28 protein-coding genes are annotated in these 26971 nt (G+C 61.5%); 18 read left to right on the top strand and 10 right to left on the bottom strand.

Going from position 1 to position 26971, the window contains the following annotated elements; genetic code table 11:
• The first annotated feature begins 35 nt into the window (after positions 1 to 35).
• The 8 genes from lipA to pheA all read left to right on the top strand — a co-directional run bounded on the left by lipA (position 36) and on the right by pheA (position 8831).
• On the top strand, positions 36 to 980 hold the full coding sequence (lipA, locus tag ACSC1P_RS11155; RefSeq protein ID WP_435360227.1) for a lipoyl synthase: 945 nt from the start codon (positions 36 to 38) through the stop codon (positions 978 to 980).
• A 613-nt stretch (positions 981 to 1593) separates the two neighbouring features.
• Positions 1594 to 2703 carry a pyruvate dehydrogenase (acetyl-transferring) E1 component subunit alpha gene (gene pdhA / locus ACSC1P_RS11150; protein ID WP_435360226.1) on the top strand — a complete coding sequence of 370 codons (1110 nt, stop codon included), beginning with the start codon at positions 1594 to 1596 and terminating at the stop codon, positions 2701 to 2703.
• A 2-nt stretch (positions 2704 to 2705) separates the two neighbouring features.
• Positions 2706 to 3710, top strand: coding sequence for an alpha-ketoacid dehydrogenase subunit beta (locus ACSC1P_RS11145; RefSeq protein WP_435360225.1), 1005 nt, complete (start codon positions 2706 to 2708; stop codon positions 3708 to 3710).
• A 1-nt stretch (position 3711) separates the two neighbouring features.
• Positions 3712 to 5268 (top strand): dihydrolipoamide acetyltransferase family protein, encoded by a 1557-nt coding sequence (locus tag ACSC1P_RS11140; protein ID WP_435360224.1) that lies wholly within the window; start codon positions 3712 to 3714, stop codon positions 5266 to 5268.
• Between the two features lie 86 nt (positions 5269 to 5354).
• Positions 5355 to 6008 (top strand): ferredoxin Fer, encoded by a 654-nt coding sequence (fer, locus tag ACSC1P_RS11135; protein WP_435360223.1) that lies wholly within the window; start codon positions 5355 to 5357, stop codon positions 6006 to 6008.
• Positions 6009 to 6135: 127 nt separating this feature from the next.
• Positions 6136 to 7593 (top strand): dihydrolipoyl dehydrogenase, encoded by a 1458-nt coding sequence (lpdA, locus tag ACSC1P_RS11130; RefSeq protein WP_435360222.1) that lies wholly within the window; start codon positions 6136 to 6138, stop codon positions 7591 to 7593.
• A gap of 77 nt (positions 7594 to 7670) precedes the next feature.
• Positions 7671 to 7931, top strand: a complete 261-nt coding sequence (locus tag ACSC1P_RS11125) for a PRC-barrel domain-containing protein (protein ID WP_435360221.1) — start codon at positions 7671 to 7673, stop codon at positions 7929 to 7931.
• 87 nt (positions 7932 to 8018) lie between these two features.
• The gene (gene pheA / locus ACSC1P_RS11120; RefSeq protein WP_435360220.1) at positions 8019 to 8831 is read left to right on the top strand and encodes a prephenate dehydratase; all 813 of its coding nucleotides are present in this window, start codon (positions 8019 to 8021) and stop codon (positions 8829 to 8831) included.
• Positions 8832 to 8855: 24 nt separating this feature from the next.
• On the opposite strand, the gene ACSC1P_RS11115 is transcribed toward pheA, so the two are convergent.
• Positions 8856 to 9422, bottom strand: coding sequence for a plastocyanin/azurin family copper-binding protein (locus ACSC1P_RS11115; protein ID WP_435360219.1), 567 nt, complete (start codon positions 9420 to 9422; stop codon positions 8856 to 8858).
• Between the two features lie 130 nt (positions 9423 to 9552).
• Here ACSC1P_RS11115 and ACSC1P_RS11110 point away from each other — a divergent pair, with 130 nt between their 5' ends.
• On the top strand, positions 9553 to 9963 hold the full coding sequence (locus ACSC1P_RS11110) for an Hsp20/alpha crystallin family protein (protein WP_435360218.1): 411 nt from the start codon (positions 9553 to 9555) through the stop codon (positions 9961 to 9963).
• Between the two features lie 12 nt (positions 9964 to 9975).
• On the opposite strand, the gene ACSC1P_RS11105 is transcribed toward ACSC1P_RS11110, so the two are convergent.
• Positions 9976 to 10458 carry a hypothetical protein gene (locus tag ACSC1P_RS11105; protein ID WP_435360217.1) on the bottom strand — a complete coding sequence of 161 codons (483 nt, stop codon included), beginning with the start codon at positions 10456 to 10458 and terminating at the stop codon, positions 9976 to 9978.
• Between the two features lie 155 nt (positions 10459 to 10613).
• Between ACSC1P_RS11105 and leuS the strand changes: the two genes are divergently transcribed.
• The 5 genes from leuS (at position 10614) to ACSC1P_RS11080 (ending at position 16435) form a co-directional block, all read left to right on the top strand.
• Entirely contained in the window at positions 10614 to 13481 is a 2868-nt protein-coding gene (gene leuS, locus ACSC1P_RS11100) for a leucine--tRNA ligase (protein WP_435360216.1), read from the top strand.
• A 90-nt stretch (positions 13482 to 13571) separates the two neighbouring features.
• Entirely contained in the window at positions 13572 to 13799 is a 228-nt protein-coding gene (locus tag ACSC1P_RS11095) for a DUF7535 family protein (RefSeq protein ID WP_435360215.1), read from the top strand.
• Positions 13800 to 14007: 208 nt separating this feature from the next.
• Complete coding sequence (locus ACSC1P_RS11090) at positions 14008 to 15054, top strand: hypothetical protein (protein ID WP_435360214.1); 1047 nt, start codon at positions 14008 to 14010, stop codon at positions 15052 to 15054.
• A gap of 69 nt (positions 15055 to 15123) precedes the next feature.
• Entirely contained in the window at positions 15124 to 15780 is a 657-nt protein-coding gene (locus ACSC1P_RS11085) for a hypothetical protein (protein ID WP_435360213.1), read from the top strand.
• 202 nt (positions 15781 to 15982) lie between these two features.
• Positions 15983 to 16435, top strand: coding sequence for a hypothetical protein (locus tag ACSC1P_RS11080; RefSeq protein ID WP_435360212.1), 453 nt, complete (start codon positions 15983 to 15985; stop codon positions 16433 to 16435).
• Positions 16436 to 16505: 70 nt separating this feature from the next.
• Here the strand turns inward: ACSC1P_RS11080 and ACSC1P_RS11075 are convergent, their stop codons facing one another.
• The 3 genes from ACSC1P_RS11075 to ACSC1P_RS11065 form a co-directional block, all read right to left on the bottom strand.
• Positions 16506 to 17120 carry a hypothetical protein gene (locus ACSC1P_RS11075; RefSeq protein ID WP_435360211.1) on the bottom strand — a complete coding sequence of 205 codons (615 nt, stop codon included), beginning with the start codon at positions 17118 to 17120 and terminating at the stop codon, positions 16506 to 16508.
• 293 nt (positions 17121 to 17413) lie between these two features.
• Positions 17414 to 18109 carry a hypothetical protein gene (locus ACSC1P_RS11070; protein ID WP_435360210.1) on the bottom strand — a complete coding sequence of 232 codons (696 nt, stop codon included), beginning with the start codon at positions 18107 to 18109 and terminating at the stop codon, positions 17414 to 17416.
• Between the two features lie 240 nt (positions 18110 to 18349).
• Complete coding sequence (locus ACSC1P_RS11065) at positions 18350 to 19339, bottom strand: ornithine cyclodeaminase family protein (RefSeq protein WP_435360209.1); 990 nt, start codon at positions 19337 to 19339, stop codon at positions 18350 to 18352.
• A gap of 252 nt (positions 19340 to 19591) precedes the next feature.
• Here ACSC1P_RS11065 and ACSC1P_RS11060 point away from each other — a divergent pair, with 252 nt between their 5' ends.
• Together ACSC1P_RS11060 and ACSC1P_RS11055 are read left to right on the top strand one after the other, a co-directional pair.
• On the top strand, positions 19592 to 19714 hold the full coding sequence (locus tag ACSC1P_RS11060) for a hypothetical protein (protein ID WP_435360208.1): 123 nt from the start codon (positions 19592 to 19594) through the stop codon (positions 19712 to 19714).
• 147 nt (positions 19715 to 19861) lie between these two features.
• Positions 19862 to 20389 carry a cupredoxin domain-containing protein gene (locus tag ACSC1P_RS11055; protein WP_435360207.1) on the top strand — a complete coding sequence of 176 codons (528 nt, stop codon included), beginning with the start codon at positions 19862 to 19864 and terminating at the stop codon, positions 20387 to 20389.
• A 5-nt stretch (positions 20390 to 20394) separates the two neighbouring features.
• On the opposite strand, the gene ACSC1P_RS11050 is transcribed toward ACSC1P_RS11055, so the two are convergent.
• The 5 genes from ACSC1P_RS11050 to ACSC1P_RS11030 form a co-directional block, all read right to left on the bottom strand.
• A complete protein-coding gene (locus ACSC1P_RS11050; RefSeq protein WP_435360206.1) occupies positions 20395 to 21306 on the bottom strand; it encodes a hypothetical protein in 912 nt (303 codons plus the stop codon).
• A gap of 85 nt (positions 21307 to 21391) precedes the next feature.
• The gene (locus tag ACSC1P_RS11045) at positions 21392 to 21670 is read right to left on the bottom strand and encodes a hypothetical protein (protein ID WP_435360205.1); all 279 of its coding nucleotides are present in this window, start codon (positions 21668 to 21670) and stop codon (positions 21392 to 21394) included.
• A gap of 171 nt (positions 21671 to 21841) precedes the next feature.
• The gene (locus ACSC1P_RS11040) at positions 21842 to 22705 is read right to left on the bottom strand and encodes a hypothetical protein (RefSeq protein ID WP_435360204.1); all 864 of its coding nucleotides are present in this window, start codon (positions 22703 to 22705) and stop codon (positions 21842 to 21844) included.
• A 227-nt stretch (positions 22706 to 22932) separates the two neighbouring features.
• The gene (thsA, locus tag ACSC1P_RS11035; RefSeq protein WP_435360276.1) at positions 22933 to 24612 is read right to left on the bottom strand and encodes a thermosome subunit alpha; all 1680 of its coding nucleotides are present in this window, start codon (positions 24610 to 24612) and stop codon (positions 22933 to 22935) included.
• 264 nt (positions 24613 to 24876) lie between these two features.
• On the bottom strand, positions 24877 to 25431 hold the full coding sequence (locus ACSC1P_RS11030) for a KH domain-containing protein (protein ID WP_435360203.1): 555 nt from the start codon (positions 25429 to 25431) through the stop codon (positions 24877 to 24879).
• A 204-nt stretch (positions 25432 to 25635) separates the two neighbouring features.
• Here ACSC1P_RS11030 and ACSC1P_RS11025 point away from each other — a divergent pair, with 204 nt between their 5' ends.
• Positions 25636 to 26391, top strand: a complete 756-nt coding sequence (locus tag ACSC1P_RS11025) for a YqcI/YcgG family protein (RefSeq protein WP_435360275.1) — start codon at positions 25636 to 25638, stop codon at positions 26389 to 26391.
• Entirely contained in the window at positions 26388 to 26963 is a 576-nt protein-coding gene (locus ACSC1P_RS11020) for a cysteine hydrolase family protein (protein ID WP_435360202.1), read from the top strand. The genes ACSC1P_RS11025 and ACSC1P_RS11020 overlap by 4 nt, the downstream gene beginning before the upstream one ends.
• The last annotated feature ends 8 nt before the right edge of the window (positions 26964 to 26971 follow it).

The raw sequence follows: 26971 nt of genomic DNA, 5'->3' as shown, positions 1-26971 counted from the left end.
CACGCTTTTTCACCGCGCCACGCACAGTAGTGGACATGAGCCGCTCGCGGAAGCCCGACTGGTTGAAGATGCGACCGCCAGCGGGCAGAGAGTTCACGGACATCAAGCGCACCCTCCGCGACCACGACCTCAACACCGTCTGCGAGGAGGCGAACTGCCCGAACCTCGGCGAGTGCTGGAGCGGTCGCAACGGGAGCGGCGACGGCGGCACGGCGACGTTCATGCTGATGGGTCATCGCTGCTCACGCGGGTGTAACTTCTGTGACGTGGAGACCGGCGGGATGGACCCACTCGACCCCGACGAACCCGCGAACGTCGCCTCGGCCATCGCCGAAATCGGTCTCGACTACGTCGTCCTCACGTCGGTCGACCGTGACGACTTGCCCGACCAGGGTGCGGGCCACTTCGCCGAGACCATCCGAGAGATAAAGAAGCGTCACCCGGGCATCCTCGTCGAAGTGCTGATTCCGGACTTCCAGGGCGAACCCGACCTCGTCCGGAAAATCATCGACGCCGACCCGGACGTCATCGCGCACAACGTCGAGACGGTCGAGCGCCTCCAGTGGCCGGTTCGGGACCGCCGCGCCGGCTACGAACAATCGCTCTCCGTGCTCGAACAAGTCTCGCGCGAGTCCGACATCTACACGAAGACCAGCCTGATGCTCGGCGTCGGCGAGTACGCCCACGAGATTTACCAGACGCTTTCCGACCTCCACGAAATCGACGTGGACGTGGTGACGCTGGGGCAGTACCTCCAGCCGTCGCTCACCCACCTCGACGTGGAACGCTACGTCCACCCAGACGAGTTCGACACGTGGCGAGCGGTGTCGGAGGACGAACTCGGCTTCCTCTACTGCGCCTCCGGCCCGATGGTTCGCTCGTCGTACAAAGCGGGCGAACTGTTCGTCGACGCGATTCTGCGCGACGGAAAGAGCGTTCAGGAAGCGAGGGAGGCCGCTCGGAGAGTGGCCTCCGATTAGCGAGCGGTGAACGCAGTGAACCGCGAGCAACGAGAGCAGGCGCGCCGGGCTGCTGGCGACTGATTCTTCACGACCACTCTGGCGCGCGCTGGTGAGCATGTCGAGCGAGAGCGAGACTGCGAGCAGAAATCGCGCGAGGGATGACGAGCGTCAGGAGCGAAGCGAGTGGCGTGAGGAATCGGATGGGGAGGTTGTGGCTGCGGTCATTTTCCGTCGTGACTCGTGGACTGCTTCCCAACACCAGAAACCGTGACGACAGCCAAGCCGACACCGACGACGACCAGACCCACATCGACGGCAAACAAGTACCCCACCAAGACAAACCACCGAAACAGCAACTCTCTGCCGAGTAAACCACCCGACGACGCCACGGTATCCGATACCGAGACCCACGACGAAAGCCGCCCACACGTCCAGAATCTCGCCGGGAAAACCGTGATAGTCCAACAGGCACAGCAGATATGCGCCGTGAATTTTAAACTCGTGTGGATTTTTGCCGATTATCGAAAATCTTTGTGACTGTGTGGCAAGAATGGGACCGAAAGCAACGTTTTTACGAAAACGATATAACGCGAGCGGGAGACGTGTCACACATGTCAAGGTGGGTTCTCCCGTGAGCACGCTACAGCACAACCCCCGCGACCGAGTACAGATACTCGACGACGCGGGTCGAGTCCTTGACGACGCGGAGGTGCCGGACATCGACGATGACAAGCTCATCGAGATGTACAAACAGATGCGACTGGCCCGGCACTTCGACCAGCGGGCCGTCAGCCTGCAGCGGCAGGGTCGCATGGGCACCTACCCGCCCCTCTCGGGGCAGGAAGGCGCACAGGTCGGCAGCGCCCACGCGTTGGACGACGACGACTGGCTGTTCCCCTCTTACCGGGAACACGCAGCCGCACTCGTCCGTGGACTCTCTCTGAAACGAACCCTCCTCTACTGGATGGGTCACGAGCAAGGCAACGCCATTCCGGACGACCTGAACATCTTCACCGTCGCGGTCCCAATCGCGACACAGGTCGTCCACGGAACCGGCGCTGCCTGGGCTTCGAAGCTGAAGGACGAAGACCGCGCGTTCATCACCTACTTCGGTGACGGCGCGACGAGTGAAGGCGACTTCCACGAAGGACTCAACTTCGCGGGCGTCTTCGACACGCCGAACGTCTTCTTCTGTAACAACAACCAGTGGGCCATCTCGGTCCCGCGAGAGAAGCAGACGGCGTCTGAGACCATCGCACAGAAGGCCACCGCGTACGGCATCGACGGTGTCCAGGTCGACGGTATGGACCCGCTCGCCGTCTATCAGGTGACACGCGACGCCGTGAACAAGGCGAAGAACCCGGGCGCAGACGACTGTCGCCCGACGCTCATCGAGGCGGTCCAGTACCGCTTCGGCGCGCACACGACCGCGGACGACCCGTCGGTCTACCGCGACGACGCCGAGGTCGAGAAGTGGAAGAAGAAGGACCCCATCCCGCGGATGGAGACGTTCCTTCGCAACCACGGCCTACTCGACGACGAGCGCGTCGACGCCATCACAGGCGAAATCGAGGACGACGTGGCCGACGCCATCAGTGCGGCCGAAGCCGTCGAACGTCCTGAGCCGGAAGAGATTTTCAAGCACGTCTACGCCGACATGCCGCGTAAGCTGCAAGAGCAGCTCGCGTGGTTCAACGAAGTCCGTGAAGAGTTCGGCGACGACGCACTCCTCGAACACTGACAATGTCTACGCAAGAAACCGAAACGGAGACGGAGAACCTGACGCTGGTGCAGGCCGTGCGAGACGGCCTGGCCACCGAGATGCAGAACGACGACGACGTCATCGTCATGGGCGAGGACGTCGGGAAGAACGGCGGTGTCTTCCGCGCCACAGAAGGCCTCTACGACGAGTTCGGCGAGGACCGCGTCATCGACACGCCCCTCGCGGAGTCCGGTATCGTCGGCACGGCCATCGGTATGGCCGCCTACGGCCTCAAGCCGGTGCCCGAGATTCAGTTCCTCGGCTTCATCTACCCCGCGTTCGACCAGATCGTGAGCCACGCCGCGCGCCTGCGCACTCGCAGCCGCGGTCGCTTCACGTGTCCGATGGTCGTCCGCGCGCCCTACGGCGGTGGCATCCGCGCGCCGGAACACCACTCCGAGTCGACGGAGGCGATGTTCGCCCACCAGCCCGGACTCAAAGTGCAGATTCCCTCGACGCCGTACGACGCGAAGGGGATGCTCATCGCGGCCATCCGCGACCCGGACCCGGTCGTCTTCCTCGAACCGAAGCTCATCTACCGCGCGTTCCGCGACCAGGTCCCGACCGGCGACTACGAGGTCCCGCTCGGTGAGGCCGCAGTCCGCCGCGAAGGCTCGGACATCTCCGTGTACACGTGGGGTGCGATGACTCGGCCGACCATCGAGGCGGCCGAGGAACTCGCCGAGGACGGCATCGACGCCGAAGTCGTCGACATCCGCTCCATCTCGCCGCTCGACGAGGACACAATCGTCGAGTCGTTCAAGAAGACCGGCCGCGCGGCCGTCGTCCACGAGGCACCCAAGTCGGGCGGCCTCGGCGGCGAAATCGCGACCATCATCCAGGAAGAGGCACTGATGTACCAGGAAGCGCCGGTCAAGCGCATCACTGGTTTCGACACGCCGTTCCCGCTCTACGCGCTCGAGGACTACTACCTCCCCGAGCCGGCACGCATCAAGAAGGGCATCCGCGAGGCGATGGACTTCTAAGATGGCACGAGAGTTCAAACTGCCCGACGTGGGCGAAGGGGTCGCAGAGGGCGAACTGGTGTCGTGGCTCGTCGAAGAAGGCGACACCGTCACCGAAGACCAGCCGGTCGCGGAGGTCGAGACGGACAAGGCACTCGTCGAGGTGCCCTCGCCGTACAACGGCACGGTCAAAGAACTGCGCGCCGAGGCGGGCGAAATCGTCCCCGTCGGCGACGTCATCATCGTCTTCAACGTCGAAGGCGAGGACGACCTCGACGCCGTCGGCGCGGACGAACCCGCCGCCGACGAGGGCGAGGCAGCCGACGCCGCCAGCGAATCCGATGCATCCGCGTCTGCCGACGCAGGCGAGGAAGTCGAGACGCCCTCGGGTCGCGTGTTCGCACCGCCGAGTGCCCGCCGACTCGCCCGCGAACTGGGCGTGAACATCGGCGCAGTCTCCGGCAGTGGCCCGTCGGGTCGCATCACCGAGCAGGACGTCCGAGCGCACGCCGAATCCGGTGGCGAACCGGCGTCCGAACCCGCGACGGCCGAAGCCGACACAGGCACCGAGGCTCCCTCGGAACCGGCCAGCGCCGACGCTGGCAGCAGTGGCGGCGCAGGCGGCCAGCAGGCCCAGACCATCCAGCGACAGGCCGAACCCGGCCGCGAGAAGACGCTCGCGGCACCGGCCACACGTCAGCTGGCGAAAGAGGAGGGCATCGACATCAACGCCGTCCCCGCCAGCGAACAGCGCGACGGAGAGGCGTTCGTCACGCCCGAAGCCGTCCGCGAGTACGCCGAAGCTGCACAGCAGGCGCAGTCGGCCGACGCACAGGCGATGGCCGGCGGACAGGTCGTGGAAGGCGAGCGCGAGACGCGCGAACCCTACCGCGGCGTCCGCAAGACCATCGGCGACGCGATGGCGAACTCGATGTACACCGCGCCCCACGTCACCCACCACGACGAGGTGGACGTGACGAAACTGGTCGAGACCCGCAAGGAACTCAAGCCGGTCGCGGCCGAGGACGACATCAAGCTCAGCTACATGCCCTTCGTGATGAAGGCGTGTGTCGCCGCGCTCAAGGAGTACCCGCAGGTCAACGTCTCGCTCGACGAGGAGAACGGCGAAGTCGTCAAGAAGCACTACTACAACGTCGGCGTCGCCACCGCGACGGACGCCGGCCTGATGGTGCCCGTCGTGAAGGAAGCCGACCGCAAGGGACTGCTCCAACTCTCCTCCGAGATGAACGAACTCGTCTCGAAGGCCCGCGAGCGTTCCATCTCCGTCGACGAGATGCGTGGTGGCACGTTCACCATCACGAACATCGGCGGCATCGGCGGCGAGTACGCCACGCCCATCATCAACCACCCCGAGGCCGCCATCCTGGCGCTCGGGGCCATCAAGAAGAAGCCGCGCGTCGTGACCGACGAGCACGGCGAGGACTCCATCGAGATTCGCCACGTCCTCACCCTCTCGCTCAGCTTCGACCACCGCATCATCGACGGTGCGGACGGCGCGATGTTCACCAACGAGGTCAAGAAGTACCTCGAGAACCCGACGCTCCTGCTGCTGGAGTGAGGATACGGTAGCGGCTTTTTTCGACCGGCGTCGGCACGCCTCGCCGAGTGAGAGACGTTTAAGTTACTCTTGTCGCTAGTCGACGTGTGGAGTCCCCGTACGACGTGCTCGGTGTCGACCCCGATGCGGACGACGACGAAATCGAGCGCGCGTTCCGCCAGCGAGTGAAGACGGCGCATCCGGACCAGGGCGGGTCGGTGCGCGAGTTCCAGCTCGTGATGACCGCGTACGACGAACTCACCGCCGAAGAGTCGAGCGACTGGACCGACACAGCCAGTGGCGACGCGACGGCCAGTCCAGACGGCGAGGTCGTCGTCGACGACACGCCCGAGAAGGCCGTCTCCCGCGTCGAGTACCTCAACTACGAGATTCTCTCCGACCACGGCTGGGACCTCGGCCACGACGACCTGTTCCGCAAGGCCAGACGTGCCCGATTGGACGAGGAAGACCACGGCGAGTTCTTCGTCGAGTCGGGCGACACGTTGCTCGAAGCCGCCGAGGAGAACGACCTGTCGTGGCCCTTCTCCTGTCGCGGCGGGGCGTGTGCGAACTGCGCGGTGAGGGTCATGGAGGGCGAGCTAGAGATATTCGTCGACCACGTCTTGCCCGAGGAACTGACCGACGAGGGCATTCACCTCTCGTGTATCGGGACGCCGATTACGCGGGAACTGAAGGTTTTGTACAACGTGAAGCACCTGCCGTCGCTGGAGGAGTTGTGGCTGCCGCCGCGGCAGGGGTAGGTGAAAACCGACCGACTCCCGTGACAGCCCCCGAGTCGGCAAACAGACACACACCTCAGCGACCAAGAACTCGTCGGTCGGTGCAGTTCCTGCGGCTTTTTATGGCTGCCCTGCGCGTGCTAGAGTAATGGTCGTCGGAGACGTCACGACAGGAACGGACGTACTGGTCATCGGCGCGGGACCGGGTGGCTACGTGGCCGCGATTCGCGCCGGACAGCTTGGACTCGACGTCACGCTCGTCGAGAAGGACGCCTACGGCGGAGCCTGCCTCAACCGGGGCTGCATCCCGTCGAAGGCGATGATTACGGCATCCTCGCTCGCCCACGACGCGGGCAACGCCGAGGAGATGGGCATCCACGCCAACCCGGCCGTGGACCTCTCGCAGATGGTGAACTGGAAAGACGGCGTCGTCGATCAGCTCACCGGTGGCGTCGAGAAGCTCTGTAAGGCAAACGGCGTCAACCTCGTCGAGGGCAAGGCGGAGTTCGCGGGCAACGACAAGGTCCGCATCGTCCACAGCGGCGAAGGACAGGGTTCGGAGTCCATCGAGTTCGAACACTGCATCATCGCGACCGGCTCGCGCCCCATCCAGATTCCAAACTTCGAGTTCGACGAGGATTACGTCCTCTCCTCGAAGGGCGCGCTGGAACTCGACGCCGTGCCGGACGACCTCGTCGTCGTCGGTGCCGGCTACATCGGGATGGAACTCGCATCGGTGTACGCCAAACTTGGCAGTGACGTGACGGTCGTCGAGATGCTCGACGACGTGCTGCCGCCGTACGAAGACGACATCTCGCGCATCGTGCGCAAGCACGCCGAAGACCTCGGCATCGACTTCCACTTCGGCTACTCCGCCTCCGACTGGGAGGAGAACGCAGACGGCATCACGGTCACGGCCAGCCCGGCCGCCGCCGACGGCGGACAGGCTGCTGAAGCCGAAGCCGAGGCACTCGAACTCGACTGTGACAAGGTACTCGTCGCGGTCGGCCGCCAGCCGGTCACCGACAGTCTCAATCTCGAAGCCGCCGGTCTGGAGACCGACGAGAAGGGCTTCCTCGCGACGGACGACCGCGCTCGCGTCGACGGCCACGACGACATCTTCGCCATCGGTGACGTGGCCGGCGAACCGATGCTCGCCCACAAGGCATCGAAGGAAGGGCAGGTCGCCGCCGAGGTCATCGCCGGCGAACCCGCCGCACTCGACTACGTCGCCATGCCCGCGGCCGTGTTCACCGAGCCCGAAATCGGGACGGTCGGCCTGACGGCACAGCAGGCAGAGGAACAGGGCTTCGAACCGGCCACCGGTAAGTTCCCGTTCCAGGCCAGCGGTCGCGCGCTCTCGACGGGCGAGACCGACGGTTTCGTCCGCGTCGTCGCCGACGAGGACTCTGGGTTCCTGCTCGGCGCACAAATCGTCGGTCCCGAGGCCAGTGAACTCGTCGCCGAACTGTCGCTCGCACTGGAGATGGGCGCGACGCTCGAAGACGTGGCCGCGACGGTCCACACGCACCCGACGCTCGCCGAAGCTGTGATGGAGGCTGCCGAGAACGCACTCGGTCACGCCATCCACACGCTGAACCGCTAACGTCTCTCCCTTTTATATCCGAGACGGGTAACAAATTAGGTCGAGGACTCAGGTATGCCGAGTGGATAGCGACTCGTATGAACCGAGCCCTCCGCCCGACCGACGAGGGAAAGCACGTCTTCACAGCGGACGGCGAACTCGTCGGAACCGTCTCCGACGTGCGTGACGGGCGGGCGCACGTCGACCTCAACGATGTGGTGCCATCGAGCACCGTTCGGAACGCCGTCGAGACGGACGACGAGGGGTTACACATAATTCTGGCAGAGCAAGTCGAAACCATCGGCGAGGGACGGATTACCCTCCGAACGCTCACGACGGACGAGACGCCACGTCACTGACGCGCTGGATTCGTCGTCCGCCACCTCGCTGACAGTCGCCACCGTCGGCCCGACGTACTTTTCCCGTCCCCAGCGCTACGCCGAGGCATGACAGTCGTCACGCTGGGACCGGCGGGGACGTACTCGCACCGAGCGGCGCGAGCCGTCGCCGACGGAGCCGAAGTGTCGTTTCGGGAGTCGGTGACGAGCATCGTCGAAGCCGTGGCGGAGGGCGACGCGAACCGCGGCGTCGTCCCCATCGAGAACAGCATCGAAGGGAGTGTCACGGAGACACTCGACGCGCTAGCGAGTTTCGAGGTCTCGGTCGTGCAGGAGGTCGTCACGCCGATTCGCCACGCACTACTGGCACAGGGCGAGTCGTTCGAGACGGTCGCCAGCCATCCGCAGGCGCTAGCACAGTGTCGTGAGTATCTGGAGCGGGAGTATCCCGACGTGGCCCACGAACCGGTCGCGAGTACGGCACAGGGTGTCGAGCGAGCCCGCGAAGACGAGACGGTCGCAGCAATCGCCCACCCGGGCAACGCCGACGAGACGGTGCAGGTTCTGGCCGCCGACGTGCAGGACCGGACCTCGAACGCGACTCGCTTCTTCGTCGTCGCGCCACCGGCCGACCGCTCGGAAGCGGGTGGAAAGACGTCGCTCGTCGTCTACCCGAACACGAACTATCCCGGCCTCCTGCTCCGCCTACTGGAGCCGTTCGCAGAGCGCGACATCAACCTGAGTCGGGTCGAATCGCGCCCGTCGGGCGAACGACTCGGCGATTACGTCTTCCACGTCGACATCGAGTCGGGACTGTACGAAGACCGGACGCAGTCGGCCATCGAAGCCGTCGAAGGAATCGTCGACGAGGGCTGGGTCCGTATCCTCGGCAGTTACGACGTTCGCCACGTGCTGGAGTGAGTCCTCACTGAACCCGCCGCCTTCTTACCCGTCGCCGAGTGCGTCGCGGACCAGCTGGTTCACCTCGCTGATGGCCGACCCCGCGTCGCCGGGCAGGCTCGACTGTGGCTCGGCGAGACCGGGTTGTCCGTCGGGACTCGGCTGCCCGACGATGACGCTGCCGACCATCCCCATCCCGTGGTGCGGAATGCAGAAGTAATCGTAGACGCCCTCGGTCTCGAACGTGTGTTCGAACGTCTCGCCTTCGTCCAGCAAGACACCACTGTCGAACGAGTTCGCGCCCTCGGGAATCCGCCGCGGCTGGTCGTTTTCCTCACTGTAAGCCGTCGCCGAGTGGTTCCCGCTGTCCATCACGAACGTGACGGTGCCGCCGTTCTCGACCCAGACGACGAGCGGGTCGTTGTAGTTCTCGCTGCCGTCTTCGCTCTGAATCATGTCGACGGTGGCGCTCGGTTGTGGACCGCTGAGGCCGCCGTCGCTCGTCCCTGTGTCTGTGCCACCGTCGTCGCCAAGACAACCAGCCAGTCCGAAGAGTGCCGTTCCACCGGTTGCACGGAGGACGCGGCGTCGTGTCGGGAGGTCGAAATCCATCGAAGTGTCAGCCCTCTCTACGACACCGATTACCGAGAAGGTTCTGCCAACCGGGGTGTGGGTTTTAACCCGACAGCCGCCACGCCGGGAGTCGATTTTAAGGTCGCCGCGCGAGTATGAGTCGCCTGTAATGCGACGAAATCCGTTCGAGGAAATCGAGGACATGTTCGACCGGATGGGCCGTCAGTTCGACAGCCCAGGAATGCGCTCGTTCGAATCGATCCCCATCGACATGCAAGACCACGGTGACGAGTACGAGGTCACGGCGGACCTCCCCGGCTACGACACAGAGAACATCGACCTGACGTTCTCGGATGGTCGCCTCAGACTCGAAGCCAGCCGTGAGGACGTCGAGGAAGAAGCAGACGAAGAGACGTACATCCACCGCGAGCGTCGCCAGTCCGTCAGTCGGAGCCTCCGCGTCCCGGAAGCCGTCGACGAAGACGGCATCGCGGCGTCGTACAACAACGGGACACTGACCATCACACTCCCGAAGGAGGAGGCCGACGAAGACGAAGGCCACCGCATCGACATCAACTGAGCAGGCGACCGGTTATCGATTTTCGAGGAGCGCGGCGACCGTCGAAGCCGTCTCGGTCACCGCAGTTTCCCACTGTTCTGGCCACTCGCCGCCGCGTTTCGGCGGGTCGACGGCGAACTCGACCGGGACGAACGTCACCCGCTCGAAGACGTCTTCGGCGAGGTGACCGACGAACTCGGCGTTCTCGCGCTTCGTACTCACGCCGCCACTGGCGAGGTCGTAGTACGCGGTGAAGGCCTGACAGACGACGATTCGGTCGTAGTCGTCGAGGACGCCCTCGGAGAGCGAGCGAAACAGTTTGACCGTGTTGTTCGCCGGGTCGGCCCGGCGAATCTCGACTTCACAGGCGACGAGCGTATCGCTCGTCTCGGACTCGCCACCCACGTCGACCGGCGTCCCGTTCACCGGGAACTCGACCGACCAGTCGTACGTCGGACGCGCTGCTCGTAACTCGTCGCGGAGCGTCTCCTGTATGGCGCGTGCGAACTCGCCCACGAGCTGCAGCTCGGCTGGAGGTGACTTAGTTCGTGTGGGCCAGCAGGGCCAGACAGGTCGCAGTGTCACCCCGCGGCAATTATTGCGATAGGGCGCGATGCGCCCGCCGCGGCGAGTTGATAGCTATTTTACCCCGTCCCGCTGTACTCCATCGCATGACCTACGACCCGCAGTCGCTCGAAGACGAGTGGCGGGACCGCTGGCGCACAGCGGGCCGGTACGAAGCCGACCCCGAAGCCGACGAGGAGTCGACCTTCGTCACGGTCCCCTACCCGTATCCGAGCGGTGGGATGCACATCGGCCACGCCCGCACGTACACCGTGCCGGACGTGTACGCGCGATACCGACGACAGCAGGGCGACAACGTCCTGTTCCCCATCGCATGGCACGTCACAGGGACACCCATCATCGGCGCAGTCGAGCGCCTGAAGAAGCGCGAACCGAAGCAGATGGACGTCCTCAAAAACACGTACAACGTCGACGAGGACACCCTCACCGACCTGGAGACCCCGATGGGCTTCGCCCACCACTTCATCGAGGAGCACTACAAGAAGGGGATGAAGCAACTGGGCCTCTCCGTCGACTGGCGTCGTGAGTTCACGACGAACGACGAGCGCTACTCGAAGTTCATCGCGTGGCAGTACCGCACCCTGAAAGAGCGGGGCCTGCTGGAGAAGGGCCTGCACCCCGTCAAGTACTGCATCGACGAGGAGCAGCCGGTGACGACGCACGACCTGCTGGAGGGTGAGAACGCCGAGTTCCAGGAGTACACGCTGGTCAAGTTCGGTGCGGAAATCGACGACGCCGCAGTGTCCGTGCCGATGGCGACCCTGCGCCCGGAGACGGTCCGTGGTGTGACGAACGCCTTCGTCGACCCCGAGGCCGACTACGTCGTCGCGGAAGTCGACGGCGAAAACTGGTTCGTTTCGGCGACTGCCGCGGAAAAACTCGACCTGCAGGGCCACGAGGTGGAGATTCGCTACGAGTATACTGGTGCTGACCTCGTCGGTACGCACGTCGAGAACCCGGTCACGGGCGACGACGTACTCGTCCTGCCCGCGGGCTTCGTCGACGCCGACAACGCGACCGGCGTCGTGATGTCCGTTCCGGCGCACTCGCCGGACGACTACCTGGCGCTGCAGGAGGCGAAGGAGGCCGCCGACGAGATGACCGAGTACGGCATCGACCCCGACGAGGTCGCCGCCATCGAACCGGTCCCCATCCTCGCAATCGAGGGCTACGGCGAGATTCCCGCGAAGCACGCCGTCGAAGAGGCGGGTATCACGTCCAGCGAGGACCCCGCCCTGCACGACGTGACGAACGACCTGTACAACGCCGAGTTCCGCGCCGGTGAACTGCTCGACACCTACGGCGACTACGCCGGGGGCGTCGTCGAAGACGTGCGCGACGAGTTCAAGAAGCAGTTCGTCGACTCGGGCGAGTTCGCCACGATGCAGGAGTTCTCCGAGGAAGTCGTCTGTCGCTGTGGTGGCGACGTCGAAGTCGCCAAACAGGACACGTGGTTCCTCCGCTACAACGACGCCGAGTGGAAGCAGAAGGCCCACGACGCGGTCGCTGGACTGGACGCGATTCCGGAGAACACCCGCGAACAGTACGACCACACCATCGACTGGCTGAACGAGTGGCCGTGCATCCGGAACTACGGGCTGGGTACGCGCCTGCCGTGGGACGAGGACTTCGTCATCGAACCGCTGTCGGACTCGACCATCTACATGGCGTACTACACGTTCGCCCATCGGCTGGAGGACGTAGACCCCGACGAGATGGACCAGCAGTTCTTCGACACGCTGTTCTACGGCGAGGAGGCGGTCGAGAATCCGAGCGAGACGGCACTCGACCTCCGCGAGGAGTGGGACTACTGGTACCCGGTCGACTACCGCTGCTCCGGCAACGACCTGGTGAACAACCACCTGACCTTCTACCTGTTCCACCACGCGGAACTGTTCGACCAGTCCGACTGGCCACAGGGTATCACCGTGATGGGCATGGGTCTGCTCGAAGGCGAGAAGATGTCGTCCTCGAAGGGCCACGTCGTCCTCCCCGGGGAAGCCATCGAGAAGTACGGCGCGGACACCGTCCGCTTCTTCCTGATGAACTCGGCCGAACCGTGGCAGGACTACGACTGGCGCGCAGAACAAGTGTCGAGCACCCGCGACCAACTCGACCGCTTCTGGCGACGCGCCGAGGAGGTCATCGACGCCACGGAGGGCGAGCGTGACCTCGAACAGGTCGACCGCTGGCTGCTGACGAAGCTGCAGGAGACGGTCACGGCCGTTACCGAGGCGATGAACCGCTTCGAGACCCGCGCCGCGAGTCAGGCCGCGTTCTACGACTTCGAGGAGAACCTGCGCTGGTACCGCCGCCGGACCGACACGGACCGCGCCGGTGCCCGCTGGACGCTCCGAAAGGTGCTGGAGACACGTCTGCGCCTGCTTGCGCCGTTCGTGCCGTTCATGGCGAACGAACTCCACGAGCGCCTGACCGGCACGCCCGCCGAAGACGCCGAGTGGCCGGAAATCGACGACAGCCTCACCAGTCCCGAGGCCGTCGCCGAGGAGGCTATCGTCGAGCGACTCACCGAGGACATCAAAGGCATCCAGCGCTCGCTGGCCAACGCCGACGAGGAGGTCCCCGAAGCAGAGCCCGACGTGGTCCGCATCACGACCGCCGCCGACTGGAAGTGGGAGGTCTTCGCGGCCGTCCGCGAGACCGGCGGCGACCAGGGTGCCGCGATGGGACAGGTCATGCAGAACCCCGACCTGCGCGAGAAGGGCAATCAGGTGAACAAACTGGTCGGCGAACTGGTCGACCTCGTCCGCGAGAGCGACGACGAACGCCTCGCCCAGCGCGCCGAAGTCGACGAAGAACGCGCCTACGAGGACGCCCGAGCCTTCCTCGCCCGCGAGTTCGACGCCGACATCGTGGTCGAGACCGAGACCGACGACCACGACGTGGGTGCGGTCCCGCTCCGGCCGAGCATCGACCTCGAAGTCGAGGAGTAGTCGCCGTCATTTCGCCTGAGACCGCTGCTGACGCGTGTCTCAGACACGCCCGAACGCGACCTTATCCGTTTTCGAACCCTCTCTACGACTATGGCTACTGCAGCATCGGCTCCCGACACCCCCGTAACACCGGAATCGGTCCCGAAGAAGGTACTGCGGACCGTCACCCCACCGACGGGACCGCACAGTGATGTCGACATGTCGCTCATCGGCTGGGTGATGTTCGGGTTGTTGGCCCTCTTGCTGTTGCCTGTCCTGCCGGTCATCGTCCTCATCTGGGCGCTCGAAAAAGTGACTGAGTTGATTCGTGGTAGGTAACATCTGGATATCCTGAAATTCCGACATCGTCACGATGAGGATTATCTTGGATTCGGATTGGTACTCAACAGTGGTCCCGTGTCCGACCCGCTTCCCGTACAGGTGGGTAGAAGTCGGAAGTATTTATCCGGAAGTACTGAGCGTATATCGCCCGTTCAACCATCACGAAGTAGAACATATTTATGCCATGCGAGTGAAATCTCGGGCCATGCAACAGCCGGAGAAGTTCGATTACGACGGGACATTGGTATTCAACGGGATCTACAAAACGTCGCCGGCCATCTCCGACTCAGAACTCGATCGATCTGTAGTTGATTCGCTCAATACTTTCGAGCGAGGAAAACCGGGCGACAAACGATCCGGTTTCGTAGATATTGATTTCGACGAATATCTTGACGAGTACGAAAATCTGGAGGAAGAACTCCATCAAGTTGCGGCTGATATCGCAGCCAAGGAATATCGACAAGAGACTTACGACCAACCTGACGAGTTGGTAGACTCTGAAGGGGAGCCAACCTCGGGCTGGGAGCGATCAACGAAGAACTCATATCTTTACTGGGACGACCCTGACTTTGCGTTCATTCAGGGAAGTCAAGGGAAGGTTTCTAATCTCGTAAAATCACTTCGAGAGAACTGGGGTGGTGATGTGCAACTTAAACCATTTGAGTTCGATACTGAATTCCTTATGTACCTTGTCAACCAGTACGACCGAGGTCGGACGATCAATGGAGTATTTATAGAGAGTCTCAACGACGCTGCACTTTCTGGGACAATCAGTGCCCACGGTGAGGAGAATGAAGTTCGAGGGTCCGACGATATTACAAAGGGACTTCCAGTAATTGAAGGCATTCTTCTGAATTATGACTTCCAAGAGTTGGAAGGTACATTCTCATTCCACGGCTATGAAATTACGGCCAATATTCGAACCCAACAACCCCAGTATAATACTGGACGAGTACATATCAAAGTCGAAGATGATATTGAGAACAATACGAAATTGGTCCGGGCGCTACTGTCATTATTCTTCATGCAGCGGCTAATTGACCTCTACAATGAATGGAAGGATATGATTCCAAAGGACAAGTACGTTCACCCAGAGTGGTTCGCTGAACTCCACCGCCGAGCGGCGAATCTCCCGGAATCTGCGGAACTTGACTTTCCCCTTCGTGAGCTGGTTACCGAGTATGCAGACCTTCGAGAAGAGGATGCAGATGAATACGACTTAATTTGGGGAAGCCACGAGCACGGAAATTAATTAGTATTAGTAGGGTACCACAACTCGTATGCTTCCTGAACCCTCATCTCTCGATGCGAGGGACTACAGATGAGTGTCGACAGTGTCCGGAAAGTCCGCAATATAGGACTAGTAGAGGCCACAGACGGTGAAATCGGCACTTTAGCGGAGATTGAGTTTGAGCTTGAAGCTCCTAGCGAACATGAAGTGCTACTGGATGACTCCCCATTTGATGAAGTCGAAAAACAAGTCTACTCTTTCACCTACGAGTCTGAACCACTTTTCGGTTCCCCAACGACTGCAAGTGGGTCAATTGAGCTCCGCATCCATTCAGGGCTTGTAATTCTCAACTCGTCAGACGACCGACCACGACCAAAGACGATCTTCAAACGGTTCCGAGAGTACCTTGCCGAGCTATCAGGTGGCCCTGGCAATATAATTCAAGACGATTTTTACCCTGAGTTAGAGTCAATTCGAGAGTTTATTAAGAGAGCAGATGTTTGGATTGATGTTCGTGCCATTAAGCCCGACGGTTCAACAATCCAAATCACAGAGAATGGCCAGACTAAACTTGATGAATACCCGATAGACCGGGCAAAGCTCCGTTTTAGCTACTATGATAGAGGAGAACAAAAAGAAACAACGGTCGTTTACAGTGACGACCAGCTCCATATAAGGACTGACAACTCTACACTGCGTGAGTACGTACTCCAGCAGTTCGAGGCCGCACTGAAGTCGACCTCTTGAGATTGTGTTATCTGCACGTTCCTCAATTGAACAAGTTCGCCTACAGGCTGCCCTTAATTACACGAGGATAACAGCAGTCTTCGCTATTATCATTGGTGGTTTTCTGTGGTTGGGCGATCGTCTTGCAGTTCTTCCAATTACTTTCTCATTTTTTGGTTGGGTAGGAAGAATAGATAGCCAACCATTTGTCACGGCTGTTCTGATGGCTGTCGTTCCCGTTCTTTTAGTTGGAGTTCTCGAAACTGGAAATCATCTTCGGCACTCAGTTGACCGTTCCTCGTCTGCAACCCTTGTTGCAAAAAACGAGGAAGGAAATGAATACGCGACTGGGGACATCTTGATGCTTGAAAACGGGTCAGGGAGGGCAACACTGACTGTATACAACCCTAGGGAGCGGTGCGTCCGCATCGAATGCCCTAATCCAATCATAGTAAAGCCAGCGTATGATGAAGACTCTTTTTCATATTCTTTTGATCGAACTACCGCCTATTTTGATCTCAAGACAGATAGAGAATATAAACAGATTGCCCTCCGTGTGGAAACTAAGGGTAAGTTTCGTGGAGTCTCAACTGAAACACTGTCCGTTGCATTCGAAGAAGGGAGCGCTGTTGTGAACCGTCTTCAAGTGAAAATCGCACTCGATACTGGTTACTGATTCTAAGCCACGATAGTACTGTATCGCACAAAATAATTTATCGCAGTGGAAAGGCCATTGAGAATTGGGGTTAGCGCTCACTTCTTTCGAAATAGTGGGTTCCCTCCTTCCGAAATGGGTACCCATCGTCTATAGTGAACCGGGAGAAATCCGTGCTAATATTAGAACTCCGTTGGTGGAGTTCTTCGAAAGACTTGGGCCCGGTAAGAGATGCTCGGCGTGGGCGAAGAAAGAGATGGCCACGTTCTAACTCTGCCATGGAATGATCATACCCAATTTCGATTTGGTAGTAAAGATTATCGAAGTCTTTTTCTGCAGAAATTTCTGAAAGGACTTCTGAGAATGCTCGGTCCAAGCTAGAATTTTGACAAGAGGATAGATAAATTTCTGTCCCTACAGTGTGCTGACTGTTGCCATCGGTGGGGGAAAGAATCGCCGGTGTCTCGTCCTGAACAGTCACTAATTGGTTTTTCTCAACAGGACATCTCGGACAATATTCCTTCTTTCCAAATGAATTGTAACACAGTAGGTGAACTAGAACCTCCGGATTCTCTGCGATACCATTCCCAACGTTCTCAATAGTAAATTTAATCTGGTCTTTTTTCGATTCCCAGTCAGGAATCCGTAAAACTGGCCTTAGTTCTGCATTCATAATCGTGGTCTGTTTTTCCTGAATTCCTGCCATTCGATGATATAGCCAAAAAAGGAGAGCCGAAAGGAGCAATGAGCCAAATACTTTCAAGATATCTAGAAGCGTGAGGCTTGCCCCTTGATTCGGAGTCAGAGGGGGGGTTGTTTTCCAGGAGTACCACGCAAACCCGAGTAATGTAATTGCAACTGCAATAAATCCAATGTAAGGTTCTAGTTGGTTCCACACCCAATTCCAAAGTTTGCTAACAAGCCGTATTCCAGTTTTCACTAGAGAGGTGGACCATCGAAGAAACGTAGCGAGCGGGACCCTTGAATCAAACACGTTCTTTACTCCGACTTCACTACAAATTCATCAAGTTCATCACAGAGGTATTGAGCGAACTCGTTACCATCTAACCCGGTGGGTAAATACACTTCAACGTATCCACTCCTAGCAATCGTCACCTTCATCGAAACTCCATCGACTTCATATCGAAGTCCGAGCTGATTCAGCTGACAGCTTGACAATAATTCCCCAATTTCTGTATCATCGAAGACGTCCTCACCGTAGACGACACCCTTTTCAGCCTGTCCGGAGTTCCCAAAGAATCCAACCTGCCATGGGTCGACACCTTCGCTGCGATAATAACGTTCAGCAAACTCGTTTAAATCGATCGTAGCTCTACGAACCCTGACTCCAGGAAGTGCATCGCGGATCAGTTCAAATGCGAAGTCGCCGTCACCACTCTCAACGACCATAAGTGTGTCAGGAATGACTAAGAAATGTGTCGACTTGCACTTACGCTCACCTCGGGTCATAGTCTCGATTGCACCGGTTTCATCGTCGATATGGCCTTGTTCGTATTCTTCAATAACTTCGATTGCTGCTCGGCCATGAAAAACTGGCCGTCCATCTTCTAAATAAGTTGTTCGTTCAATCTGCAAGGATTGCGAAAACTCCATCCCGTCTTGTGTATGTACTGAATTCTGGGACGACAATTCATCAAATTCCCCGTGGACCCAAGCCATAACTCCTGCTTGCATGCTAGCATCATCCTTCTCACTCCAATAAAAGTTCTATTGATTCTCCTATTCGGAGATGGAGAAATAGAATGAAAGAAATAACGAAGAAATTGGTAGGACTCAAAGACCAACTGCGTGTGCTTAATCTTGTATTTACGTCTATATTCGCCATTTTCTTTTAATCAAAATTCCGACACATTGTCTTAGGTGCCAACACTCATCGACGGCGTTCGAACACTGAATGTTACCGCACGAGATGATTCAGTGCAGGCCGAGCAGGTCGAACGGCGTGCCGTTGTCGTTCTCGTCGGCGTGTTCGTAGACGACGTGAGCGGTCGCCACGTCCTGAATCGCGAGGCCGGTGGAGTCGAAGACGGTGACGCCGTCGTCGTCGGTCCGACCGTCGATGACGCCCGTGACGATTTGCCCGATTTCGCCGTAGATGTCGTCGTCGGTGAGGGTGCCCTCGTGGAACGGGACGTTGATTTCGCCGGAGTGGGTGGTCTGGTCGTAGTCGTCGATGACCAGTTTCGCGTTCAAGAGAACCTCGTCGGCGAGTTCGTGCTTCCCCTCGGCGTCGGCACCCATGGCGTTGACGTGGGTGTGCTCACCGAGGTCGTCGGCGGAGACGATGGGCGTCTCGACCGGCGTCACCGTCGAGAGCACGTCACAGGACGCGGCCTCGGCGATGGACCCCGACCGAACGTCGAAGTCGTCGTCGTAGCGGTCGATGAAGCGCTGGACGGCCTCGTCGTTCACGTCGCTGACGACGACGGTCTCGATGTCTCTGACCTGTGAGATGGCGTCGAGTTGCGTGTAGGACTGGACGCCAGCACCGACGATACCGAGCGAGGAGGCGTCGGAAACGGCGAGGTAGTCGGTGGCGACGGCGGCGGCCGCGCCGGTCCGCTTCATCGTGAGTTCGGTCCCGTCCATGATGGCCAGCGGGAACGCAGTCTCGGGGTCAGAGTAGATCATCGTCCCCATCACGGTGGGCAGGTCGAAGTCCTCGGGGTTGTTCGGGTGGACGTTGACCCACTTGATGCCGGCGGCGTCCCAGTCGTCCGCCATGAGGTAGGCGGGCATCGACCGGAAGTCACCGTCGTACTGCGGCAGGTCGATGTACGACTTCGCCGGCATCTGTGCGTTCCCGCGCTCGTACGCCGCGAACGCGTCTTCGACTGCCCGGATGACGTCCGGCATCTGGGCGTTCTCGTCCACGTCGTCACTGCTCAGGAGAAGCGTCTGCATCGTCCGCGAATTTTGCCGGTGACCACTTAACCGAACCGGAAGGGCCGGTCACGGCCACCGTCGTTCGGAAATCGGTGCCGATTCGTCCGGTTCTCGACTGCTGTCAGAAATTCGTCGACATTCCAACTCCGGGTTATTCGTCGAAGCACTGTTGCAGACACCGACAAACGAGTCGTTAGCGGGGGTAGGTTGTCGATATCGCGCATTTTGCCAGAAATCTAACTAATCTTCGACCACGAGACGAGAGGATTGGTGTCACCCACCACGAACGAAGACGAACGCGATACGCAGCCTGGACTCGACCGACGGACCGTCCTTCGAACCGCCCTCACCGGAACCGCACTCGCCGCGACTGCCGGTGTCGGCTCGGCTTGAACCGCAGGGCAACTGTTCACCACGACCGACGACACGGCCGACGCCGACATCGACCCCACCTACGGCTTCCCGGCCGCCTCTGGCGAGGTCGAACCGCCCGTAGAACCCGACGCGACCGTCGAGGTCCTGATTCGACCACGCGAGGGGATGCCGATACCGGAGTTCTACTTCTGTCCGACTGGACTCGCCATCGACTCCGGCGACGTCGTAAAGTTCGACTTCGTCACGGGCCATCACACCGTCTCTGGGTACCACCCAGGGTTCGGCTACAAAGCTCGCGTCCCCGACGGCGTGCCACCCTTTTCGTCGCCGGTGATGCCGACCGGTGGGTACTGGCTGTACCGCTTCGAAGAAGCCGGCGTCTACGACTACTTCTGTGGCCCGCACGAGATATTCGGCCACGTCGGCCGCATCGTCGTCGGTGCACCGAACGGGTTCGAACCGATTCCCGACCCGTGTGCCGGCGGTCCACCGGAAGCGGGCGAAGGGCACAGTCTCCGCATCCCGGGGTTCACCGCGAACACGGTGTTGCGTGACGCCGCACTCGACCCGGACCACATCGTGGACGAGGGCCGGGTCCCGTGGGACGACATCGCACAGGAGAGCAAGCGGCCGTATCTCCAGCCGGTCGGCTGGCCACCGTGCGATTCGAGTACCGAAGAAGATTCGACCTGAGCGACTCAGACAGTCGTCGTCCCGCCCGACCCGACCTGGACCTCGTGTTCAGACGCCGTGTCGGCACTGCGGAACCGGAACGTCACGCGGTCGGCCCCCTGTGCACCGAAGCTCACTTCCCACGGCGCGGACTGCCCCGGTTCGAGCGGTGTCACGTTCGTGTGCGGTGCGTTCGTCGGGCCAGTCTGGTTGACGACCGCACGGAACGTACCCGCACCCGCACCCTCGTTCGTCACGGTCGTCCGGACCCGAATCGGTTCGCCTGACTCGACCTCTTCCGGGTACGACAGTTCGTCGAACGTGAACGAGGGCGGTGGCGACCCCAGCGAGGCCACCGTCCCTTGGGGCAGACTCGTCGCCGCACTGCCATCATTGACCGAAATCTCCAACCGCGGCTCACCGGAGAGCGGGGCCGGTAGGTCGAAGCCGAGCCAGCCGTCCTCGCCGTCTGCCGAGTACGGGTAGTCACCGTTCGCGACGCCGAGGTCGGCCACGCGCTGGTTCTCGAACGACCGCCACGCCGTCGCAGTCGTCTCGTCCGTCGTGACCGTGAACTCGGACGCGCCGGGTCGAGGCTCGCTCTCGATTCCGACGCCGATGAACAGGAACTGGTGGTCCGTGGGTGCGCCGGTGACCCCGAGCGAGTCTGGAGTGAGCCGGTGGAAGAACGAGTGCTGGACGACCGGGCCTGTGAGCTGGATGCTCGAATCACCGACGTCGAGTGGTTCGGAGAACGGTTGTGGGGACTGGTCCGGCGTCGTCCCGGTCGTGCCCGAGTCTCTCGTCTCGGACTGCGTGTCGCGCGAGTCGGTCTCGCGTCGACTCGTGTCCGTCGGGGGACCGTCGTCGCCCGTGAAACAGCCCGCAGTGGCGACTGCCGCGCCGAGCGTTGCGAGGAGGGTACGGCGGCGTTGCATATCTCATACCAGCGGGTAAACAGGTAAATGGCTTTTTCAGACTCAAAAGTCGGTTTCACCGTCACGTCGTCGCGTACTGGGCTGGTCACGCTTCGACGGCGACGGTGAACTCCTGAGACTCGGACGCGGTGACGAATTCGAACGAGACCTCCTCGCCGGCTGCCGCCTCGTGGGGCAGTGCGCCCGTCCAGTCGATTGCCGGAGGCTTCTCCCTGGCGAACTCGACCACCACGGGGAACCAGTCGTCCATCGGCTGTCCGAAGCGGTTGAGTGCGGCTCTGAAGGTCCCGAACCCACCCTGATTCGAGAGTCTGGCAGAGACTGGAATCGCGTCGCTAGCTGGGACCGAGTCGGGGACTCGCATGGCCTCTACCAACCTGTTCACCAAGTACGTTCTACAAACTGAAACGACTGTTTCTCCTGCGCGACCGGACACAGCGTGTCGCCGGCAGTTCGACGACTTCGCCAGTGCCGAACTCGGCGACGACCGTAGACACGCAAAATCACGTCAGCAACAGAACGCAGGTCGGAACCGTCAGGCGTCGCCGAGCGAGACGCTGGCCTTCTCGCGAGCACCGACAGCGTAGAGCACGAGGTCCATCTCGTTGTTCTCTTCGTCGTTCGCCTCCGCCGTGAGTTCACCCTCCCACGTCGTGGAGGCACCGGCTTCGAATTCGAGGTTCAGAAGCTTCGTCTCCGGCGCGTTCAACGCACCGTGGAAGACGCCAGCCGTGTCGTTCGAGTTCTTCACGTCGAGTGAGACGCTGACGGTGTCACCCGAGGATGCCGATTCGGGAACCGAGAAGTTCGTTATCTCGAACTCGGCGACCGGCGATTCGAGCGCCTTCCCAGCCGAGTCGGGCAGCCGAGTACGGACGGTCTCGCCGCCAACGGAGAGCGAGATGACGTGGTCTTCCTGCAGCGGTGCGGGAACGGCGAATCCGAGCCAGCCACTCCCGCTTTCCGGGTCGTATGGACCGTCGCCGGTCGGGTTTCGCGCCGGCGTGACCGACTCGTATGCCGTCCAGCCACGGCCCGAGTAGTCGCCCGCTTCGAGTGAGAAGTCGTCGAGTTCGGGGGCGGTGTCGCCAGTCGACTCGACTGCGACGAAGACGAACCGCATCCCGTCGACGGCCATGACGCCGATCGTATCCTGTGCGAGCTGCGCGAAGTACGAGTCCTGCACAGCCGGCTTCGAGAGCGTCACTTCCGCGTCGCCGGCGGAGAGCGGGTCGCCGAACGACTGGACATCGGAGTCGGTGGTGGTATCCGTTCCAGTAATCTCGGCCTGGCCGTCGGGACCGGAATCGTCGTCCTCGTTCGACCCTCCGAATCCGAAACAACCAGCTGTCGCGATGGCGGTACCGACTGCAGCGAGGTAGGTACGGCGGCGTTGCACGACTGCCCTATTTGGAACCAGGGGTAAATGCTTTGTACATCTCGATATTATGGATTCCGAGAGTGTTGGGGCTGTCTTGTCGGTCGTACGAGTACTGGTGACGAACCACCGACTGGTCTGGAGAATTGCGCCACCGCTACTCGACGTAGCCTCGAACAAAAGAACGAAATCGGTCGGTGTGCGGTGCGGGAATCGGGTGTTGGGGGTGTGAGCTAGCTAACCGAACTTCACATCGCGCCGCCCATACCGCCCATACCGCCCATGCCGCCCATGCCGCCCATACCGCCGGGGCCGCCTGCCGGCGGGCCGCCGTCGCCGCCGTCGTCGGGGTCGACCTGACCGCCGGAGAGGTCGCCCGCGGCGATGACGTCGTCGATGCGCAGCAGCATGACGGCTGCCTCGGTCGCGCTCTCGATTGCCTGCGTCTTCACACGGAGCGGCTCGACGACGCCTTCTTCCTCCATGTCGATGACGTCGCCGGTGTAGGCGTCGAGACCGGCCGCGTACTCGCCGCCGTCGTGGCGCGAGCGGAGTTCGACGAGGCTGTCGATGGAGTCGAGACCCGCGTTCTCGGCGAGGGTGCGCGGGATGACTTCGAGCGCGTCAGCGAACGCCTCGACGGCGAGCTGCTCGCGGCCACCGACGGAGTCGGCGAAGTCGCGGAGTTCGAGTGCGAGTTCGATTTCGGGTGCGCCGCCGCCGGGGAGGACGGTGCCGTCCTCGATGGTCGCGCGGACCACGCCGAGCGAGTCGTCGATTGCGCGCTCGACTTCGTCGACGACGTGTTCCGTGCCGCCGCGGAGGAGGAGCGTGACGGACTTCGCGTCCTCGACGTCCTCGATGAGGATCTGCTCGGAGCCACCGACGTCCTGCTGGCTGATGTTGCCGGCGAAGCCGAGGTCGTCGTCCTCGATGTCGTCGACGTTCGAGATGACGCGTGCGCCGGTCGCGCGGGCGATGCGCTTCGCGTCGGAGTCCTTCACGCGGCGGACCGCGAGGATGCCTTCCTTGGCGAGGTAGTGCTGGGCCATGTCGTCGATGCCGTCACCGACGAACACTGCGTCGACACCAGCGTCGACGAGCTTGTCGACCATCTCCTTGAGCTGCTTCTCTTCCTGGTCGAGGAACTGCTGAAGCTGGTCGGGGTCAGTGACGTTGACCTCTGCGTCGATTTCCGTCTCGCGCACTTCGAGTGCGTCGTCGAGGACGGCGACCTTCGCGTCTTCGACGAAGTACGGCATGTTGTCGTGGACGCGCGTCTTGTCGAGGAGGACACCGTCGACGAGTTCGGAGTTCTCGATAGAGCCGCCGACGAGCTTCTCGATTTTGATGTTGTCGGCGTCGATGCCGTCCTCGTCCTGTACGGCGAGGACCGCGTCGACGACGAGCGTGGCGAGCGTGTCCTTCGCGGACTCTGCGCCCTTGCCCGTCATCGCCGTGGCGGCGATCTTCTCGAGGTAGTCGCGGTCGTCCTCGTCGACGTCGATGGCGGCGTCGTCGAGGACTTCCTTGGCCTTCTCTGCGGCCTGGCGGTACCCGTTGGCGAGGGTGGTCGCGTGGATGTCCTGCTCGAGGAGTTCCTCGGCCTTCTTCAGGAGTTCACCCGCGACGACGACGGCGGAGGTCGTCCCGTCGCCGACCTCTTCCTCCTGGGTCTGGGCGACTTCGACGATCATGTTCGCCGCCGGGTGCTCGATGTCCATCTCCTTCAGGATGGTGACGCCGTCGTTCGTGACGACGACTTCGCCCGACGAATCGACGAGCATCTTGTCCATGCCTTTCGGGCCGAGTGTTGTCCGTACGGCCTCGGCCACGGCCTTGCCGGCCGTGATGTTCATCGACTGTGCGTCACGTCCGGATGTTCGCTGGCTGTCCTCGGAGAGAACGATGAGGGGCTGGTTGCCCATTTGCTGCGCCATGGTCACTCGATGGATTGTTTGTGCTTCTATATAAAACTACCGGAGGTTGCTGCAGAAGGTGCCCTGTGGCGTACTCCTCGGGGAGTATGAGACACTGCGACACACCACCTTTATATACTACTTCGAGCCAGTGGCGAACACGCGGAAAATCGCGCGATTCAACGAGCGATTCGACTCGCGGGCGGCGACGAAAGAACGGTGCATCGGCGTGCAGTCTGGTGGTTTCGGTGCGACGAGAGGCGGACTAGCCGATTAGCTCCCACCGGAGAACCGGTGGTAGTCCATCCCCTTGCGCTTCAGTTCGTTGTGCTTGCGCTCGAGGAACGAGTAGACAGAACCGTGGGGTGCGCCGTCGAGCAATCGTTCCGCGGCCTCGCGGACGATTTGGACCTCCTGTGGACCACCGATGACGCCCATCGTCGAGCCGTAGATGACGACGCTCGCGCCGGTCAGTTCTTCCATCAGCTGGCGAGTCCGGCCGTTCTCACCGATGAGTCGGCCCTTCTTGCGCTTCAGGTCGGACTTGTTCCGAGCAGCGGCGTCGATGTCGATGAGGTCGAACATACGCATCTCGTCGTCGAGTAGCGTCAGCGCCTCTTCGGGGGGGAACCCACGACCAATGGCCTGGACGATGTCCGGACCTTTCAGCGCGTCGATGGGGTCGCCCACCTGATCGACTGCGACAGAGCCGTTCTCCGAGTCGATGTCGAGTCTGACACCGGCACGGTTTTCGATCCGTCGCATCGTCTCACCGCCCTCACCGATGAGCACGCCGATGCGGTCCTGCGGAATCTTCACGTGCTGCATATCGCTGGCTATGATTCGCGCCCGTTTAAGGCTTCGGCACCTGCGTTTTCGACACCCGCGGTACCGCGCCACACGCCCTCGTGAGCGGGGGATGGAGACCAACGCGTGGGCCGCCATAGGGAGGCCAGTCCTCGACAGGTACAAGCCGACCGAGTCCAACTCACAGCCATGAGCCAGCGGGCCGTCACCGGCGGAACGGACCAGCTGACGGGAACGAGCGTCACGCGCCTGTTCGACCAGGAGCGACTGCACGACCGACTCGACGCGGGCACCCTGCCAGACTGGGCCGTCGAACACTACGACGAGTTCCGGAGTGCGATGCTCGGCGAACGAGACGGGACGCCGTTCCCGTGCTACTTCGGCGTCGACTCCGAGGAGAGGGGCTGGGCGCTGTATACCTTCGTCCCCGGCCTCGACGACGAGTCGCTCGACGCCTTCCGCGACGTGCTACTCGCGTACCTCCAGACGTACGAACACCACGCGCCACGAGCCTCACTCGTCGCCTTCTTCCAGCACGATGGAGCCGAACTCTCGGAAGATGAGTGGCACCGGCAGTACTGGGACGTGCTCCAGCATCTCCACGACACCGACCCCGAACCGTGGCCCGAGGAGTTTCCGAACGACCCGGACCACCACCAGTTCGAGTTCTGCTTCGGTGGCGTCCCCATCTTCCCGACCGCCCGCGCCCCGAGCTACGGCCGGCGACACAGCCGACACAACCCGCACGGACTGGAAGTCACGATTCAGCCTCGCGCCGTGTTCGACGGCGTGACCGGCGACACCGAGGCCGGCGAGCGCGCCCGCGAGATTATTCAGGGCCGACTGGAGGACTACGACGCCGTCTGCCCGCACGCCCACCTCGGCGAGTGGGAAGACGACGAGAGCCACGAGTGGACCCAGTACATGCTCCCAGACGGTGAGGAGGAACTCGGCGAGTGCCCGCTGGAGATTCGAGAATGACGAGGACAGAAACCGACGAAACGCCCGATGTCCTGCTCGTCGTCGACGCCCAGTGTGGCTTCGACGACCCACACTGGGGCGAAGCGCGGTCGACCCTGGATGCAGAGACGAACATCGAGCGACTGCTCTCGACCTGGCGCGAACGCGGCTGGCCGGTCGCGCACGCGAAGCACGATTCGACCGAATCAGGGTCACCGCTCGCCCCGGACGAACCGGGCAACGAGTTCATCGAGGGTCTCGGCCCCGAGGACGGCGAACCGGTGTTCTCGAAAAACGTCAACAGCGCGTTCATCGGCACCGACCTCGAATCGTGGCTCCGCGACACCCCGCATGGCCGCCTCGTTTTGTGTGGGTTCACCACCGACCACTGCGTCTCGACGACGACCCGGATGGCCGAGAACCTCGGGTTTTCACCTGCACTCGTTTCGGACGCGACGGCGACGTTCGACCGAGCGATTCCCGGCGGCGGGCACCTCTCGGCCGAGGAGAGTCATCGCGCCGCCTTGGCGCATCTGTCGGGTGAGTTCGCGGCGGTCCTGCCGACCCACGAGTTGGTCGGTGGCGACAACTGACGCGACCC

Source organism: Haloarchaeobius caseinilyticus (assembly GCF_051207395.1).
In the GTDB taxonomy this organism is placed as follows: domain Archaea; phylum Halobacteriota; class Halobacteria; order Halobacteriales; family Natrialbaceae; genus Haloarchaeobius.
Note: the sequence above shows the minus strand (reverse complement) of the source record. Positions and strands in the feature narration are given on the sequence as shown.

Coding starts and splice junctions, on each gene's coding strand:
- lipA (WP_435360227.1), top strand. CDS start 36: ATGAGCCGCTCGCGGAAGCCCGACTGGTTGAAGATGCGACCGCCAGCG.
- ACSC1P_RS11145 (WP_435360225.1), top strand. CDS start 2,706: ATGTCTACGCAAGAAACCGAAACGGAGACGGAGAACCTGACGCTGGTG.
- ACSC1P_RS11140 (WP_435360224.1), top strand. CDS start 3,712: ATGGCACGAGAGTTCAAACTGCCCGACGTGGGCGAAGGGGTCGCAGAG.
- lpdA (WP_435360222.1), top strand. CDS start 6,136: ATGGTCGTCGGAGACGTCACGACAGGAACGGACGTACTGGTCATCGGC.
- ACSC1P_RS11125 (WP_435360221.1), top strand. CDS start 7,671: ATGAACCGAGCCCTCCGCCCGACCGACGAGGGAAAGCACGTCTTCACA.
- pheA (WP_435360220.1), top strand. CDS start 8,019: ATGACAGTCGTCACGCTGGGACCGGCGGGGACGTACTCGCACCGAGCG.
- ACSC1P_RS11115 (WP_435360219.1), bottom strand. CDS start 9,422: ATGGATTTCGACCTCCCGACACGACGCCGCGTCCTCCGTGCAACCGGT.
- ACSC1P_RS11110 (WP_435360218.1), top strand. CDS start 9,553: ATGCGACGAAATCCGTTCGAGGAAATCGAGGACATGTTCGACCGGATG.
- leuS (WP_435360216.1), top strand. CDS start 10,614: ATGACCTACGACCCGCAGTCGCTCGAAGACGAGTGGCGGGACCGCTGG.
- ACSC1P_RS11095 (WP_435360215.1), top strand. CDS start 13,572: ATGGCTACTGCAGCATCGGCTCCCGACACCCCCGTAACACCGGAATCG.
- ACSC1P_RS11090 (WP_435360214.1), top strand. CDS start 14,008: ATGCAACAGCCGGAGAAGTTCGATTACGACGGGACATTGGTATTCAAC.
- ACSC1P_RS11085 (WP_435360213.1), top strand. CDS start 15,124: ATGAGTGTCGACAGTGTCCGGAAAGTCCGCAATATAGGACTAGTAGAG.
- ACSC1P_RS11080 (WP_435360212.1), top strand. CDS start 15,983: ATGGCTGTCGTTCCCGTTCTTTTAGTTGGAGTTCTCGAAACTGGAAAT.
- ACSC1P_RS11075 (WP_435360211.1), bottom strand. CDS start 17,120: ATGGCAGGAATTCAGGAAAAACAGACCACGATTATGAATGCAGAACTA.
- ACSC1P_RS11070 (WP_435360210.1), bottom strand. CDS start 18,109: ATGCAAGCAGGAGTTATGGCTTGGGTCCACGGGGAATTTGATGAATTG.
- ACSC1P_RS11065 (WP_435360209.1), bottom strand. CDS start 19,339: ATGCAGACGCTTCTCCTGAGCAGTGACGACGTGGACGAGAACGCCCAG.
- ACSC1P_RS11055 (WP_435360207.1), top strand. CDS start 19,862: ATGCCGATACCGGAGTTCTACTTCTGTCCGACTGGACTCGCCATCGAC.
- ACSC1P_RS11050 (WP_435360206.1), bottom strand. CDS start 21,306: ATGCAACGCCGCCGTACCCTCCTCGCAACGCTCGGCGCGGCAGTCGCC.
- ACSC1P_RS11045 (WP_435360205.1), bottom strand. CDS start 21,670: ATGCGAGTCCCCGACTCGGTCCCAGCTAGCGACGCGATTCCAGTCTCT.
- thsA (WP_435360276.1), bottom strand. CDS start 24,612: ATGGGCAACCAGCCCCTCATCGTTCTCTCCGAGGACAGCCAGCGAACA.
- ACSC1P_RS11030 (WP_435360203.1), bottom strand. CDS start 25,431: ATGCAGCACGTGAAGATTCCGCAGGACCGCATCGGCGTGCTCATCGGT.
- ACSC1P_RS11020 (WP_435360202.1), top strand. CDS start 26,388: ATGACGAGGACAGAAACCGACGAAACGCCCGATGTCCTGCTCGTCGTC.